Origin of the sequence: Rhodococcus sp. 14-2470-1b (genome assembly GCF_002259415.1) — a bacterium.
Classification (GTDB): domain Bacteria; phylum Actinomycetota; class Actinomycetes; order Mycobacteriales; family Mycobacteriaceae; genus Rhodococcoides.
Window position 1 is genome coordinate 129,211 of sequence record NZ_NPFY01000006.1, and the last position, 16,224, is coordinate 145,434.

Annotated in this window: 14 protein-coding genes; 2 read left to right on the forward strand and 12 right to left on the reverse strand. The window is 65.9% G+C overall.

Annotation, left to right across the window (positions count from 1 at the left end; translation table 11 throughout):
* The first annotated feature begins 2 nt into the window (after positions 1-2).
* Positions 3-2,000 (forward strand): DUF2232 domain-containing protein, encoded by a 1,998-nt coding sequence (locus tag CH293_RS03855; RefSeq protein ID WP_255122687.1) that lies wholly within the window; start codon positions 3-5, stop codon positions 1,998-2,000.
* Entirely contained in the window at positions 1,997-2,728 is a 732-nt protein-coding gene (locus CH293_RS03860; RefSeq protein WP_037103813.1) for an energy-coupling factor transporter transmembrane protein EcfT, read from the forward strand. The genes CH293_RS03855 and CH293_RS03860 overlap by 4 nt, the downstream gene beginning before the upstream one ends.
* Positions 2,729-2,730: 2 nt before the next feature.
* Here the strand turns inward: CH293_RS03860 and CH293_RS03865 are convergent, their stop codons facing one another.
* From CH293_RS03865 to CH293_RS03920, 12 genes are all read right to left on the reverse strand, one after another.
* Positions 2,731-4,380, reverse strand: a complete 1,650-nt coding sequence (locus tag CH293_RS03865; RefSeq protein ID WP_037103810.1) for a substrate-binding domain-containing protein — start codon at positions 4,378-4,380, stop codon at positions 2,731-2,733.
* A gap of 96 nt (positions 4,381-4,476) precedes the next feature.
* Positions 4,477-6,042, reverse strand: a complete 1,566-nt coding sequence (locus CH293_RS03870; RefSeq protein WP_176459909.1) for a substrate-binding domain-containing protein — start codon at positions 6,040-6,042, stop codon at positions 4,477-4,479.
* A gap of 102 nt (positions 6,043-6,144) precedes the next feature.
* A complete protein-coding gene (locus CH293_RS03875; protein ID WP_094719429.1) occupies positions 6,145-6,579 on the reverse strand; it encodes an SRPBCC family protein in 435 nt (144 codons plus the stop codon).
* A gap of 171 nt (positions 6,580-6,750) precedes the next feature.
* Positions 6,751-8,421, reverse strand: a complete 1,671-nt coding sequence (locus tag CH293_RS03880) for a cation acetate symporter (RefSeq protein ID WP_052059076.1) — start codon at positions 8,419-8,421, stop codon at positions 6,751-6,753.
* Complete coding sequence (locus tag CH293_RS03885) at positions 8,418-8,717, reverse strand: DUF485 domain-containing protein (protein WP_052059083.1); 300 nt, start codon at positions 8,715-8,717, stop codon at positions 8,418-8,420. The genes CH293_RS03880 and CH293_RS03885 overlap by 4 nt, the downstream gene beginning before the upstream one ends.
* 211 nt (positions 8,718-8,928) lie before the next feature.
* A complete protein-coding gene (locus tag CH293_RS03890; RefSeq protein ID WP_094719430.1) occupies positions 8,929-10,665 on the reverse strand; it encodes a cation acetate symporter in 1,737 nt (578 codons plus the stop codon).
* Positions 10,666-10,667: 2 nt separating this feature from the next.
* The gene (locus CH293_RS03895) at positions 10,668-11,036 is read right to left on the reverse strand and encodes a membrane protein (protein ID WP_037103791.1); all 369 of its coding nucleotides are present in this window, start codon (positions 11,034-11,036) and stop codon (positions 10,668-10,670) included.
* Entirely contained in the window at positions 11,033-11,815 is a 783-nt protein-coding gene (locus tag CH293_RS03900; RefSeq protein WP_037103788.1) for a LytTR family DNA-binding domain-containing protein, read from the reverse strand. The genes CH293_RS03895 and CH293_RS03900 overlap by 4 nt, the downstream gene beginning before the upstream one ends.
* Positions 11,816-11,857: 42 nt before the next feature.
* Positions 11,858-13,024, reverse strand: coding sequence for a sensor histidine kinase (locus CH293_RS03905; RefSeq protein ID WP_094719431.1), 1,167 nt, complete (start codon positions 13,022-13,024; stop codon positions 11,858-11,860).
* Positions 13,021-13,395, reverse strand: coding sequence for an MmcQ/YjbR family DNA-binding protein (locus CH293_RS03910; RefSeq protein ID WP_037103782.1), 375 nt, complete (start codon positions 13,393-13,395; stop codon positions 13,021-13,023). The genes CH293_RS03905 and CH293_RS03910 overlap by 4 nt, the downstream gene beginning before the upstream one ends.
* Position 13,396: 1 nt before the next feature.
* Complete coding sequence (locus CH293_RS03915; RefSeq protein WP_094719432.1) at positions 13,397-14,578, reverse strand: lipase family protein; 1,182 nt, start codon at positions 14,576-14,578, stop codon at positions 13,397-13,399.
* Positions 14,578-16,215 carry a Na+/H+ antiporter gene (locus CH293_RS03920; protein ID WP_094719433.1) on the reverse strand — a complete coding sequence of 546 codons (1,638 nt, stop codon included), beginning with the start codon at positions 16,213-16,215 and terminating at the stop codon, positions 14,578-14,580. Before CH293_RS03920 ends, CH293_RS03915 begins: the two co-directional genes overlap by 1 nt.
* Between the last annotated feature and the right edge of the window lie 9 nt (positions 16,216-16,224).

Below are 16,224 nucleotides of genomic sequence, written 5' to 3' on the forward strand. Positions count from 1 at the left end.
AAGTGACAGTCAGCCCCGCCGAGCCTCGCACGTCCGGGGCGCTCTCGCCTACCGAGTTGGCCACGGCAGCGGTGATGAGCAGTTTTGCGGTCGCCCTGTCGGTCGTAGCGATTCTGGTTCCCATGGCCACAGCTCTTCAGATCGTCGCGGCCGTGCCGATGGCTGTCGTGGTGCAGCGTCACCGCACCCGGGCCCTCGTGGCAGCCGCGGTTGCGGGGGTGCTCGTGGCGTTCGTCGCAGCCGGCACCACCACCGCATTCACCGTCGCCATGTCCGCAATTCTGGGTGGCCTCGTCGGCCGGGCCAAACGAAGGAAGCAGGGACTGCTGTCCGTTCTGGCCACGTCGATGGTGGTGGGTCCGGCAATCGGGGCGATCATGGTCGGCCTGCTACTGATTCTGTCGCCACTACGAGAGCTGTTTCTGCGGACCATCGAGAACACCGTGGAAGGCCTGGCCCGCTTGATGTCTCGGGCCGACTTCCTCGTCACGCCCGCGAATGTTCTGCGGGACAGCGTCGGCACCATCCTCGATTACTGGTGGTGGTGGATTCTCGGCACGACCACACTGTCGATCGTCTTCGGCGCCCTGTTCGCCTGGCTGATCCTGGGTGCCGTTCTGGATCGCCTCGCCACCATCCCGGTGATCGACCGACTGCCCGTCGCGACGGAGGGTGCCGTCGGGCCTCTCCCAGTGCAACTGCGCAGCGTCGGATTCCGTTATCCAGACAGCACATTCGCAGCACTGGACAACATCGACCTGCGGATCGAGTTCGGCGAGTTCGTTGCCGTCGTCGGACACAACGGGTCGGGCAAATCGACGCTCGCACGCATCCTTGCGGGCCGCGAGCCGACGTCGGGGACCGTGGAACGCCCGGGCACAGCCGGACTCGGACTGACCGGAGGAACAGCCATAGTGCTGCAACGACCGGAAAGCCAGGTGCTGGGCAGCCGCGTCGCGGACGACGTCGTGTGGGGACTCCCGCCCGGCTACGACATCGACGTCGAATCCGTACTGTCCGAAGTCGGGCTGGCAGGTCTGGGCGAGCGGGACACGTCGTCGTTGTCCGGCGGCCAGCTGCAACGACTTGCCGTGGCGTCGGCCCTGGCTCGGCGTCCCGCCCTTCTCATCGCCGACGAGGCCACCGCGATGATCGACGCGGAGGGCCGCGAAAGTCTGGTGGCATTGCTTGCGGCACTCCCGAGGCGGCACCGGATGTCCGTCGTGCTCGTCACACATCAGGAATTGGAGACGGTGGCTGCCGATCGCGTCGTACATTTGCACGGCGGGTTCCAGGTCGCACACGCGCCCGATTGGATGCGCGGGCAATTCGCCTACTCCGCGGACGCTTTCCGCACCGGTGCGACCCTCATGACGTTGACCGGCGTCGCCCACACCTACAACCGCCGGACGCCGTGGTCTCAGGACGCCTTGAACGGAATCGACCTGTCCATCGCCAAGGGCGACGGCATCCTCGTCCTCGGCGGCAACGGATCCGGCAAGTCGACGCTGGCCTGGATCCTCGCCGGGTTGACGTCACCCTCGGCAGGCACCGCGCAGTTGGAGGGCCGTGATATCGCCGACGACGTCGGTGCCGTCGGCCTCGCCTTCCAGCATTCTCGTCTGCAACTGCAGCGACGGACGGTCGCCGAGGACATCGAGTCCGCAGGAGGCCCGGAGGTGGGATCGGCCAAGGTGTCGGTGGCCATGGACGCCGTCGGGCTGGATCGCGCACTCGCGAGCCGCGAGATCGACTCGCTCAGCGGCGGGCAGATGCGTCGCGTCGTGATAGCGGGACTGATCGTGAACAGACCTCGAATTCTCGTGCTCGACGAGCCACTCGCCGGCTTGGATCCGCCCGGCCGAACGGAGATCATCGACGTGCTCGGGTCACTGCGACGACAAGGGATTGCCATCGTGGTGATCTCGCACGACGTCGACGGTATGGACCGAATCTGCGACCGGACGGTCGTCCTCGACGCAGGCAGGGTCGCGTCATGACCACAGTCGTGCTTCGTCAGGTGCCCGGTTCCTCGCCCATCCATCGACTCTGGGCGGGCACGAAACTGATCGCGGTGCTGCTGATCAGCATCACGATCGTCGTCGCACCGTCCTGGGCGTCCATCGGACTCGTCGTCGGAGTGCTGGTCGTCGCGGGGGTCATCGGCCGAGTTCCGCCGACCGCCGTGCCGCGGCCTCCGTGGTGGATCTGGGCGCTGTTCCTCGTCGGCGCACTCATCAACCTTCCACTCGGTCTGGATGCGGTGCTGTTGTTCCTCCGTTCGACCGTCTTCGCATTCGTCCTGCTGGGGGCCTCGATGATGATCGGGTGGACGACGTCGATGAGCGACATCGCACCCGCAGTCGCCATACTCGTCTCGCCGCTGAAGAAGCTGAAATTGCCGGTCGACGAATGGGCCGCGACCCTGGCGCTGTGCCTGCGGTCGCTACCCCTGCTCATCGACGAGATGCGCACGATGATCGCTGCCCGCAAGCTCCGGCCGAAATCGGTGCTCAACAGCGCGTCGGACAACTCGATCGTCGACCTGATCACCGCGACGATGTCGATCGCCATCCGTCGGGCGACGGAAATGGGCGAGGCCATCACCGCTCGCGGCGGCACCGGTCAGATCACCGCACATCCGAGTCGACCCGGCCTGTCCGACGCCCTCGCCCTCGCCGTCGTCGCACTGTGCTGCACAGCCGGGATCGTGCTGACGTTCGTCTAGGACTACTCACCGCCGATGCGCTGGGTCCGGCTGTTCAGCGCCTGCACGAACACGTCCGGGATGTCACGCGGATCCTCGGCGACGTAGCTGGTACCACCCGTCGCGGCGGCAATTCTTTGCAGCGCAACAGGATCGGCGTCGGTGGTAATGCCGACCGTGACGATGACGACGGGACGAACCGGATCCTGCTCGCGCTGCAGAGTCTCGATCAGCTGATCCAGACTCGGACTGCCCTCGTCCTCGTTCGTACCGTCCGTCAGCAGGATGACACTGTTGACGAAATTCGGGTCGTACCCTTCCTTGACCCGGCGGAACGCAGCGAGAGTGGTGTCGTACAGACCGGTTCCACCACCGACCAGGGTCGGTAAGCCACGGATCGCGGACAGAATCGCCTCGCGCTGCGGCAGTCCGTTGAACATCGTGTCCACAGCACCCAGTGGAACCAACTCGCGATAGTCCTGCTGGCCACCACCGAGTCCGATGGAGAAGGCCCACAGTCCCATCTCGGTCTGGTCGCTGAACAGAGCATTGGCACCGAGGCTTGCGTCCACGGTCAGCGCAATACGCGTCGAGTCGCCCGACCGCGCAGCCATGGAACCGGAGACGTCCTCGACCACGAGTGTGCGGAGCGGAAGCGCCAACACCGACCAGTCACGCAACGTCGATTCGATTGCCAGCGGGTTCTTCAACTCCAGCGACGCCACCGAACCGACCCCGCTGCCGTCGGCCAGTGGCACACCGCTGGCCTGCCTGAACCCGGCCGCCGTCAGGACTTCGGTGGCCGAGGCGGTCGACAACGCCGACGCCAATGCGGTGCCCGCATCCTTGACGCGGTCGTAGTCCGGACCGGCCGCGGCCGTCACCGCGAGCGGATAGTTCAAGAAATAGCTACCCGTCGGCGGGACGGATGCTTCGAGCGGGGCGTCGGGATGCGCGGTGTTGTACGTGACCACGCTCTGCTCGGTTGCAACGGATGTTCCACCGTCGGCAGCAACCTGCTCGACGAGGTCCATCGTCCCGTGCGGAAGGTTCGCGATGCGGCCGTAGTCCTGAGCTTTGGGGACCAGTGCGGCGGAGACGGCCTTGGCGTCGGAGATCGCCACCTCGGATTCCGCCAGAGCTCCGAGTATCGAGGCGAGCGATGCGCTGCTGTCCAGTGGATCACCGATTCGCTGGCCCGGATTCTGCAGCACCTCCAGCCAGGTGTTCACCGGAACCGACTCACCCGGACGGGTGACGACGACGGGCATGGTGTTGACCACCGAAGACTTCGCCACCTCGGGAAGCGCCCCGGTCGACCGGAGAGTCTTCAGCAGCCACAGAGTCGAATCGGGGATCCACAGGTCCGGGCGGTTCTCGTTGTTGCCGGCGAGTTCGGTGGCCGTGTCCGTCGGCGCCTCGGCCCTGATGTCGAAATCGGTGCACCCTCGGTCCACGGGTTCCACCGTGGACAACACGTCCGTGACGACCGGGGCGACGGTGGGATCGACTGCAACGGACACCTGCTCGACGGTGTCGCACTCGGCCCCGCCTGCGCGAACAGCCTGCACTCCGAAATAACCCCCGACGACGACCACTACCGCCGTGACGACGATCGCGCCCCACACGTACAGCGGATTGCTGCGCGTTCCCGTTCCGTGACGCCCCGACATCCCCGTGTTCCCCCAAACAGTCAGCTTCCGTTGCACGCTGCATCATGCACGACAAAGCGCGCCGAGCAAACGGCAAACCCAAAAATAGCGGGAAAATCAGCGTCCTGCGCGGCTCTTGAGAGCATTCACAAAAACGTTGGGGATTTCCGCCGGATTTCTGGCCAGAAAGCTGGTTCCGCCGGTCGCCGCGGAGATCTGCTGAAGGACACCGGCGTCGGCGTCGTCGGTGATACCGATCGTGACGATGACGACAGGCTTGCTCGGATCCTGCTCGGCGCGCAACGTCGACAGGAGTTCGTCGAGCGAGATGCTGCCCGGGTCCTCGTTGGAACCGTCGGTGAGAATGATGACGCTGTTGATGTAGTCGGGGTCGTACCCCTCTTTGACCTGGCGGAACGCCGCGAGCGCTGTGTCGTACAGGCCTGTTCCGCCGCCTACGAGACCTGGGAGCGTTCGCGTCGCCTGCAGCAGGAGGTCACGCTGCGACGTGCCGTTCACGTCCTCGTCCAGACGCCGAATCGGTACCAACTCGCGGTAGTCCTGGTCTCCGCCACCGAGCCCGATCGAGAACGCCCACAGCCCCAGCGCGGCATTGTTCGGGAACAGCGCATTGCCGGTATCACTGGCCTGCACAGTCAGTCCGATACGTGTGTCCGCGCCCGCGCTGTACCCCATCGACCCCGATACGTCCTCCATCACGAGGGTGCGCGACGGCAGGGCCAGAACCTGGTAGCGACGCAGAGTCTCCTCGGCGGTCTGCTGATCGGCGATGGTCAACGCCTCGATGTCCCCGACACCCCGGCCGTCGCTGAGCGGAGTGCCGTCGGGTGCGCGGAATCCGGCGTCGGACAGCGCTTGCAACCCGGTCTCCGACGCCAGGGCCTCCGCGACGGCCAGTCCTGCAGCCTTCGCACCCTCGACGCGGTCGTCGGCCTGTTCGGTCACGGCCAGAGGAAAGTTCAAGAAGAAACTACCCGTGGGAGGCGTCGTCAGCCCGAGCTCGGCACCGGTGGACTGCTGAAAATCGAGGTACGACTGCTCCGACACCACCGACACTCCACCGTCGTCGACCATCTCCTGCAAGCGCACGGCCGGGTCGGCTTCACCACGTGTAGCGGCCTGCGCCTGTGCGATCGGCACGAGAGCGGCCGACACCGAATCCACGGCGTCCGCGTCGGACCCTGCCTCCGAGAGCGCCCCGAGAATGGCGGCGTCGGAAATTGTGTTGGTCAACGGATTTCCGATGCGCAAGCTTTTCAGCTGCAGAGCCGTCAGCCAGGAATCGAAGAACGGAACCTCGTCCTTACGTGCGGCGATCACCGCCGGGGAACTCGCCACCGACTGGCTCGCCACGTCCACCAGCGAGCCAGTCGCACGCACGGCCTTTCCCACCCACAGTGCCGAATCCGGGATCCACAGCGACGGGGCGTCGGAACCCATCGACACCGCAGCCGACGCCGTTCCGGAATCGGTCGCAGTGACCTCGACCGTCGCGCACCCGAGGTCCTCGGCCGAGGTGTCGTCGACGACCTGCTGAATCACACCGGCAATAGCCGGATCGGCGGCCAAGGAGTACGTGGCCGGATCCTCGCAGTCGGAACCGAAGGCCTTCTGCGCGGCGAACACGCCACCTCCGACGACGAGTAGGAGAACGACGGCGATGATCCCGTACTTCACCGCCGGAACGGCGCTCGCACCCGACGCGGGGGCACTGTGTCTACCAGGGGCACTGTGTCTGCCGGGCATGGAAAGGCCTCTCCGTTGTCAGGCGTACAGCGATTCGAAAGTCTTCATCGAATTCTCGATGTCGCCTTTCAGCGCCCGAGCGACGCCGGATCCGATCGGACCGAACAGCGGAGCACCCCCGAGCTCGACGTCCAGCGTCAAGTCGGAGCCGCCGCTCTTGCCCTCCGCGACCGACAGCACCAGCCCGATCTTCACTCCGCCCTTGCCGCTGCCCTTCAGCTTCAGCTTCTTCGGCGGGTCGTAGCTCTCGATGGTCCACCGGACGCGGTTACGCATGCCTTTCACCGACGCGACGGACTCCAACGTAGTACCCACCGACAGCTGATCCGGCAGGTCACAGCGCCAACCTTCGTGGATGGACAACCACTTGTCGTAGTCGGACAGATCGGACGCATGAGTCCACGCGGTCTCGGGGTCGAGCGGGACGTTGACGGTTACCTTCAGCTTGGCCACGGAAGGGATCGTAACCAAACCCGTCAACCCCGATGTGTGAGGCAGACCTCACCGGGGCCCGCGGAGTTGTGATAGCTACCAGTTCCTCCCCCGCACACGCCGCAGTCCCCCGCACAGGCTGCAACCTGTGCGAGGGACTGGAAGGTGTGCGAGAAGACAGCGATGGAACCCTCAGTGCGCGGTGGCCTTCTCCGCACCGATGCCGGTGAGCGAACGAACCTCCATCTCGGCTTGCTTGGCACGGCTCTCACTGTCCTTCGACAGCAGCGTTCCGACGATGCCGAGCACGAATGCGAGTGGGATGGAGACGATTCCGGGGTTGGACAACGGGAACCAGGCGAAGTCCGAGCCGGGGATCATCGCGGTCTTCGATCCGGACACGGCCGGGGAGAAGACGATGAGCACGAGCGTCGAGATCAGGCCGCCGTACATGCTGCACAGTGCGCCGGTGGTGTTGAAACGACGCCAGAACAGCGAGTACACGATGGTCGGCAGGTTCGCCGCGGCAGCAACCGCGAAGGCGAGTGCGACGAGGAACGCGATGTTCTGACCGTTCGCCAGGATGCCGAGGCCGATGGCCAGTGCACCGATCACGACGGCGGTGATGCGCGAGACCTTGACCTGCTTCTTCTCGTCGACGTCACCCTTCTTGATGACGCTGGCATAGATGTCGTGAGCGAACGACGCCGACGCGGTGATGGTCAGGCCGGCGACCACGGCGAGAATCGTCGCGAAGGCGACCGCCGAGATGACACCGAGCAGGATGACGCCGCCGAGCTCGAAGGCCAGCAGCGGTGCCGCGGAGTTCTGTCCGCCTGCCGACGCCAGGATGCGGTCCGGTCCGACAATTGCTGCGGCACCGTAGCCGAGCACCAGGGTGAAGAGGTAGAAAGCACCGATGAGTGCGATGGCCCAGACGACGCTGCGACGGGCTTCCTTGGCGGTGGGGACCGTGTAGAAGCGCATGAGAACGTGTGGGAGACCGGCAGTTCCGAGCACGAGTGCGATGCCGAGCGACAGGAAGTTCAGCTTGGACATGTTGCTGCCGCCGTACTGCGCACCCGGCTCGAGTACCTCACGGGCCGCGACGGTCGGATCGGCCGAACCGGCGATGGTTTCCTGGGCGCTGCCGAGCAGCTCGGAGATGTTGAAACCGAACTTCGCGAGGACGAGCACTGTCATGAACAGCGCACCGGCGATCAGCAGAACTGCCTTGATGATCTGGACCCAGGTGGTGCCCTTCATGCCACCGACGAGGACGTAGACGATCATCAACACGCCGACGACGGCGATGACGATGGACTGCCCGGTGCGGTCGGAGATGTCGAGCAGCAGTGCGACGAGTCCGCCTGCGCCCGCCATCTGTGCGAGGAGGTAGAACAGCGACACCGTCAGTGTCGACAGCGCGGCCGCGGTGCGCACCGGACGTTGCTTGAGACGGAAGCTCAGCACGTCGGCCATCGTGAACTTTCCTGTGTTGCGGAGCAACTCGGCTACCAGCAGCAGTGCGACCAGCCAGGCGACGAGGAAGCCGATGGAGTACAGGAAGCCGTCGTAGCCGTAGACGGCGATGGCGCCCGCGATACCGAGGAAGCTTGCCGCGGAGAGATAGTCGCCTGCGATGGCGACGCCGTTCTGCGGTCCGGAGAATCCGCCACCGGCGGTGAAGAACTCGGATGCGGTCGCGTTCTTCTTGGAGGCGCGGATGACGACGAACATCGTGACGGCGACGAACGCGCCGAAGATCGCGATGTTGACGAGTGGTTCTCCGACGGTGGTGTCTGCGGCTTGCGCCAGGAAGTGAGTGCCTGCGGAAGGAATCGGAATCTGGCTCGAGGTCATCGCTTGGCCTCCTGGGACGCGATCATGTCGTTGCGCAGTGCCTCGGCGCGCGGGTCGAGTTCACGGTTTGCGAAGCGAACGTAGATGCCCGTGATCGCGAAGGTGGTGACGAACTGCCCGAGTCCGAGGAGCAGGCCGACGTTGACGTTGCCCCAGACAGGGGTGGACATGAAGTCCTGCGCGTAGTTGCTCAGCAGCACGTAGACGATGTACCAGATCAGGAAGAACGCGGTCATCGGGAACACGAAGCTGCGCAGGCGTCGTCGCAGTTCCTGGAATTCAGGGCTTGCCTGCATGTCGATGAACGCCTGCTCGTCCGGTGGTGGAGATGTGTCCGGTGTTGTCACGAAAGTTGCTCCCTCGTCGTGGCGTCACGGGGTGTGACGGAAGATCTGGACTGAGAGTAGTGAGATGGAGATCACAAAAGAACGTGGTGGCGTCGGTCACACGTTCAGCTGCGTAGGTCTGCGCCGAACGGTTGTCTCGCCGCGACAAACGGGCGTCGTGTCAGAGCTCGCCCTCGCGGTCTTTGCCGACTCCCAGGCGTTCGGGAGCGTGCAACCGGGTGAAAATGCCTCCGATGTCGACGGGAATCGTCCGTGATGTGGCCTTGCTGACCAGGTACATCGACCCGAAGGCGAGCGGCACGCTGACCGCGGCGGGGTACCCGAGGATCGTCGCCGCCCATCCCCCGACCCATGCCTCCGGTATTCCGAACACCGACAGCGATGCCGCCACGAGCGAGACGGTTCCGCCGCCGATCAGCCCGGCTGCTGCACCGACCGCGGTCAGTCCGCGCCACCAGATGCCCAGCACGAGGAGGGGGCACAGCGTCGACGCGGCAACCGCGAACACCAGCCCCACCGTGCGGGACAGATCGAGCGACGCGAGCCCGAGGGACATCGCCAACGGCACGGCTCCCGCGAGCACCGCTGCGATGCGGAAGTCTCGGACGCGGCCGCGCAGGACATCGGTGCTGAGCACACCGGCGATGCTCACCAACAGACCCGACGACGTCGACAGGAACGCGGCGATGGCCCCGGCGGCGACGAGAGCGGCCAGGAGTTGGCCTCCCACACCGGACAGCACCGACCCGGGCAACAGCAGCACCGCCGCGTCGGAGTTCCCGGTGATCAACAATTGCGGAACGTACAGACGCGCGAAGACTCCCAGCAGAGTCGGGAAGAGATAGAACAAGCCGAGCAGACCGAGGACCGTCAGCGACGTCAACCGCGCCGCACGACCGTCGGGGTTCGTGTAGAACCGCACGAGCACGTGGGGCAAACCGAGGGTGCCGAGGAATGTCGCCAGAATGAGCGAATACACCTGGTACAGCGGATGCATGCCGCCGAGACCACCCCCGGGCATCGCCCACTGAAGGTCCGTCGTCGGTGCGCCCGCCACGACGGGAACGGCCGAACCCGCGTCGAGCACCAGGGACGTTCCCTCGGACAACTCGTGCGTGCCTGCACCCAGCACCACGGCGCCGTCGACGCTGTCGCCGTCGAGAGTGCCGCTGATGAGCGCGCCTATCGGTGAATCCACTTGAACGAGAACGTCGGTGTTGATCTCGACCGTCGTCGCCCGATCCACCGTCGGTGGCGCAGGGCTGCCGACCGCGCGATCGTCGGAGAAGAAGTGCACGGACAGCACGAGGGCGGGGACGGCGACGGCCGTCAGCTTCAACCAGTACTGGAAGGCCTGCACGAACGTGATGGAGCGCATTCCTCCACCGACGACGTTGGCGATGACGATGAACCCGACGATTGCCGCGCCCACCCACCCTGGAACTCCCAGCAGGATGTTGAGCGTGAGCCCCGCACCCTGGAACTGTGGGACGAGGTACAGGGCGCAGATGACCACGACGACGAACATCGCGAGTGTGCGCAATCGCTGCGAACCAAGCCGGAACTCGGCGAAATCCGGAACGGTGTACGCCCCGCTGCGTCGAAGCGGCGCCGCGACGAACAGCAGTAGACCGAGATACCCGGCGGTGAAACCGATCGGATACCACAGGGCGTCGGCACCGTACTTCGCGATGAGGCCGGCGACCCCGAGAAACGATGCAGCCGAAAGGTATTCACCGGAAATAGCGGCCGCGTTCCACTTCGGCCCCACAGTGCGTGACGCGACCAGGAAGTCCGAGGTCGTACGGGCCAGGCGCACGCCGTACACACCGATGGCGACGGTCGCGAACGCGGCGATCAGCAACGCTCCCACCGTCAACCACGGCACACCCGTCATGATCAATCGTCCACCAGGTCGAGAAACTGCTGCTCGATGCGCTCGGAGCGACGGACGTAGATCCAGCCGACACCCAGCAGCAATGGGTACACCGCAACCCCGAGCACGACCCACGGCAACCGAACTCCGAACACCACGGCGTCGGAGAACGCGGGAACGAGCAGGCCCAGCAACGGAATCGAGAACAGTACGGCGAGCGTCACCACGGCGAGCCTGATCGACAACAGCAGTTGGGCTCGAACGAGGCCACGCACCATGGCGTCGCCGACCTCGGTGTGTTCCTGCACTTCCACCCGTGTTCTGACAATCCGGGCGCCGCGCCTGCGAGCGAGCACCACCCGTTCACGCGGCGTCCGAGCCGGCTCGGTCACCGATTCGACCAGGATTGCAGCGGCCCGCGGACGAGGCGATCCTTCAGTGCCCGGGTGTGGCGCCTGCTCACCGGGAGTTCGACGGCAGCGAGGTCGCCGTGGCGACGAAGGCACACCACGAGCCCCGATCCGACGCTCTTGATGCCCGTCACCAACGACAGGGACACCAGGTAGGACCGGTGCACCCGAAGGAAACCGACTTCGGCCCAACGATTTTCGAGGGTGGAGATGGGAATGCGCACGAGGTGAGAACCCGTGGTGGTGTGCAGCCGGGCGTAGTCGCCGTCCGCCTCCACCCATCCCACGCTCGCACGCTGCACGAGGGTCGTCGTCCCGCCGAGTTCGACCGGGATGATCTCGTCGCCCGCGCTCTGTTCCTGCGTCTCCGGGCGTCGGCCGGCGGCGGTGATCCGACGCAGGGATTCCGCAAGACGATCCTCGCGCAACGGTTTGAGCAGGTAGTCGACAGCACCCAGGTCGAAGGCGGCCAGCGCTCGGTCGTCGTGGGCCGTGACGAACACGACCGCCGGTGGATGCACGAAATTCGAGAGGATTCCGGCCAATTCCAACCCGTCGAGCCCCGGCATGTTGATGTCGAGGAACACCGCGTCGATCGCCGGGTAGGAGGCGTCGACCGGGTGCTGCAGACGGCGTAACGCCGTGGTGGCGTCCGACGCCACGAAGACCTCGGCCACCGATTCCTGCCTGTCCAGCAGAAACGCCAACTCGTCGAGCGCCGGCTTCTCGTCGTCGACTGCAAGCACAACAAGACCGGTCATCACCGCATCATCCCAGACATCCAACGCTGCCGAGCACGACGGTCATGCCCGAATCCCCGCTTTGAACTTGGGAACCCGCATGCTGACCTTCGTTCCGGCACCCACGCCCGTGTCCACGACGAGACCGTAGTCGTTCCCGAATGCCGCGCGCAGTCGATCGTCCACATTCGACAGACCCACGTGCGCGGCCTCGTCGGAATCCAGCGTTCCCGAGCGCAGCAGCTCCGGATCCATCCCGACGCCGTCGTCCTCGACGCTGATGAGGCAGTCGGTTCCCTCGTCGGCGGCGACGATGGTGATGGTGCCGCCGCCTGCACGACCGGCGATCCCGTGCCGCACCGCGTTCTCGACCAGGGGTTGGAGCGCGAGGAACGGTAACGCGACGTTCAGCACCTCGGGCGCGACCTGCAACGTGACCTGCAGAGTGTCGCCGAAGCGCGCCCGCTCGAGCGTCAGGTACCGATCGATGTTGCGTAGCTCGTCGGACAGGACGGTGAACTCACCGGAGTTACGGAAGGAGTAGCGGGTGAAATCCGCGAACTCCAGCACCAGCTCTCGTGCCCTGTCGGGATCGGTACGGACGAACGACGCAACCGTACCGAGCGCGTTGTAGATGAAGTGCGGGCTGATCTGGGCTCGCAGTGCTCGGACTTCCGCGCGGTCGAGGCGGGCGCGCGAGGCGTCGAGTTCGGCCAACTCGATCTGTCCGCAGGCGTACCGGGCAACCTCGCCGACGGCCCCGAGCATGCCTGGCCCCGGCGTCGACGTCGTCACGACGCCCAGAACTCCCACGACTCCGACGTCCTCGACGAGCAACGGCTGGACCACCACGGTGCGCCACGTCGCACCGGCAGGCGCGGTGATCAGAATGCGGCGCTGCCCGCGGACTGCCCGTGCGGCCGCCTCACGGAACTGCCCGACGACCTCCTCGTGGGGGCCGTTCCACGCCAGCAGGTGCGCGTCGGCATCGGCGACGCCCAGCGCGTCACCACCGGTGAGCGCGCGAAGATGAGGCGCGGCCTCGGCCGCGGACTCGGTGTCCAGGCCCCGTCGGAGCGGGCGAGCCGCCAGCGACGCAGTGTGCAGTGTCGCGTGGACCGCGCGTTCCTCGGGCGTCGTCAGATCCCGGCGTCCCCGCAGACTGATCACAGCGACGGCGACGATCGCGCAGGCCACGATGACCGCGAACCACATCAGAGCAGAGGTCATTCGGGTTGGCGCTCGGCATCGAGTTGGGTCAGCAGCGTCTTGGGCGCCACCGTCCGGTACGCATCCTCCACGATGTCGGCGATGTCCTCCCAGTCCTGCGGCACGTCGAGGTAGACGCCGATCCACCCTCGCCCGCCGAAGTACGGGGGTACGTAGAAGCGGGTGCTGTCCTTCGCGACCCACGCTTGCTGTGCCCCGGCCGGGGCAGCGGCGACGAAACCGACACGGTCGTCGTGATGATGGTCGGAAAACATCGCGAACTGTGGTGACTTGCGGACGAACCAGGACGGTTCGCCGTGGCTGGTGCGCTCGGTGGCCTCGGGAAGCGCCAGGCACAGCGCCCGCACCATCGTCAGTGGGTTCGGGTCCATGTCATCCTCCTGCGCAGGTGTCGGGCGGTGGTACGCCGGCGAATCTGTCGGTCAACCACGCCACCCCGTCGGCGACGGCCGCCTGGTCCGAATGCCCCTGGCCGGGCTCTTCCCGGATGGACACGACGTCTCCCATCGAGCATGCCCGCGCTACGGCGTCGCGTGTCCATTTCGGGTCGATCAATTGATCCTGCTGCCCGACGACGGCCAGCAACGGCACATCCGTCCGTGTGCGCGGCAGTGCGACGGACGTCAACCACTCCACCATTTTCAGACGTGACGCCTCGGTATCCGGCGTCGCGTCCGACGGCGTCAGACGCCCAGCGGCTTCCGCCTTCTGCACGCCCAGGAGGTCCGTGCACGCGGTCAGCGCGCGCCTGTCGGCCTCGAGCGCGCCCCGGACGAACTCGGTTCCGGTCACCTCCGGATCCCGGTACTGCAGGCCGTCGACCAGAAACGGTGTCAGCAGAATCTGCGGAAGGGTGTTCACATGCCCCGCGTCGAACATGGGCGCGAGATCGAGGACGGGCGACAGCGCGGCACTGCCGACGAGCTCCAACCCGTCCGCGTAATCCGCATGCTCTGCTGCCGCCCACACTGCCTGTCCACCTTGCGAGTTACCGATCGCCCCCCACCGATCACCGGTGCCGGGTACGACGTTCGCGGCCGCTCGGACTGCGTCGATGACGTTGTACGCCGCGGCATTCGGGTCGAGATAGGGATGCACACCGGGAGTGCCGATGCCCTCGTAGTCCGTGACCGCGACGACCATGCCTCGTTCGAGGAACGGAGCGACGGTCCCGATGGTGCCCAACAGGTTCGGGTACAGCGACGGGGCGCACTCGTCGGTGACTCCGGTCGTGCCGTGACCCACGGACACGATGGGCCAACCGCCCTCCGGCGGCGCCCCTTTCGGGGTGAAGATCACCCCGGACACTTCCGTCCGCGACGAGCCGTCACCCGATGTGGACGCGTACACCACACGGGTGGCGGACGCACCGAGGAACCGCACTGCGAGGTCGAGATGACCCATGTCCGTCTGCGAGACGATCGCGCCACGTTCGTCGCCGACGGGTGCGGGTGCAGCGGGGGGCACAGGCGAATCGAGCGCAGGCTGCGCCTCGGGCCCGCCGCACCCGGCGAGAAGAGTCAGGGCCAGGACGCCGACCAGCCACCGCCGCACTATCGGTTTCTCCGTTCCAGTCGTGCTTCGGCCGCAGCTTCCTCCACGTCGAGGCCGTCGAGAACGGTCCGCAGGACCTCGTCGTCCAGTTCGCCCTCGTCACGAGCATGCACCAGTGCTGCGCGCTGTGCGACGAGGACGTTGCGGCGCAACGTGTCGAACAGTGCGCCCGCTGCGGCGATCCGCTCTTCGTGGTCTTCGGTCTCGTCGGCGTCGAGTCGCGCGCGGACCGATCGTCGAACCCGTTCCAGGACGTGCTCGACGGATTCTCGGCTGGCCCCCGCGATCCCGTTCACCGCGGCCTCGGAAAGATACTGCTCGGCAGCGGACCTCGAGATGGACCGTGCGAGAGCCGCCTGTTCGTCGGTTCGTCGTTGCTCGTCGGCGTCGGCGACATCGAGTCTCCGGATGAGCATCGGCAGCGTCAGCCCCTGGATCACCAACGTCCCGACCGCAACGACGAATGCGACGGCTTGAATGACGGCGCGGCCCGGGAACGGATCGCCCGCCACGGTGGCGAGCGGCACACCCGACGCCGCGGCCAGCGTCACCACGCCTCGCATTCCCGCCCAGGACAGGACGAGATTCTGTCGCCACGTCAGGCCGAGTGCGTCGGACGTCTCCGACGCCTTCCTGCGCAGAAGTTTGCGCACCACGGAACGTCTGGAGGTGTTGACGAAGATCCAGGCAGGCCGGACGACGATGACGACCAGCAGAACGAGCAGGGCATAGGCGAAGATGTGGTGCACCGGCAGTCCGTCACGCTGCACTTCCTGCATGACCGATTTCAGCTGCAATCCCATGTAGGCGAACACGAATGCCTCGAGCAGCAGGTCCATCAACGGCCAGACCTGGCGTTCCTGAATTCGCGTTGGGACCGCGACGTCCGCGGTGACCCTGCCGAGCACGAATCCCGCGGTCACGACGGCCAGCACTCCCGACGCGTGGATCTCCTCGGCAGCCAGGTATGCGGTGAACGGAAGCACAAGTCCCAGAACGGTTTCCAACGAGGAATCGCGAATGCGCGAACGAACGAAACGGACGATGCGGGCGAGCACGTAGCCGACGATCACTCCGCCCGCGATCTCGTACGCGAAGAACAGGACGGGCGAGTCGATCTCGATCTTCTTGCCCGTCACCGACGCGACGGCGAGGGTGAACAGAGTCAGGGCGGCCGCGTCGTTGACAAGGCTTTCCCCGGTCAGGATCGCCATCATGCGGGAGGGCAGACCGAGTTTGCGGCCGACAGCGATCGCGGCTACGGCGTCGGGAGGCGCCACCACAGCGCCCAGGACCAGTGCGGCGCCGAGAGTGAGTTCCGGTACCAGCCAGTTGGCGAAATATCCCACGGCCACCGCGGTCACGATGACCATGACGATGCCGAGCCGGAGAATGTGGCCCAAGTTTTTGCGGAAGCTGACGAACGAGAAGTCGAGCGCAGCCGAATACAACAGTGGAGGCAACACCACGCCGAGGATCAGCTCGGGTGACAGAGTCAGCTGAGGGACTCCTGGAACGAACGACGCCACCGACCCGACCGCGACGAGCACCAGCGGCACCTGAAGGTCGAAGCGCTTGGCGAAACCCGCCACCGCGACGGCCGCGATCACGACGAGAAGAAGTACTGGTCCGTCCACAGCTAGATC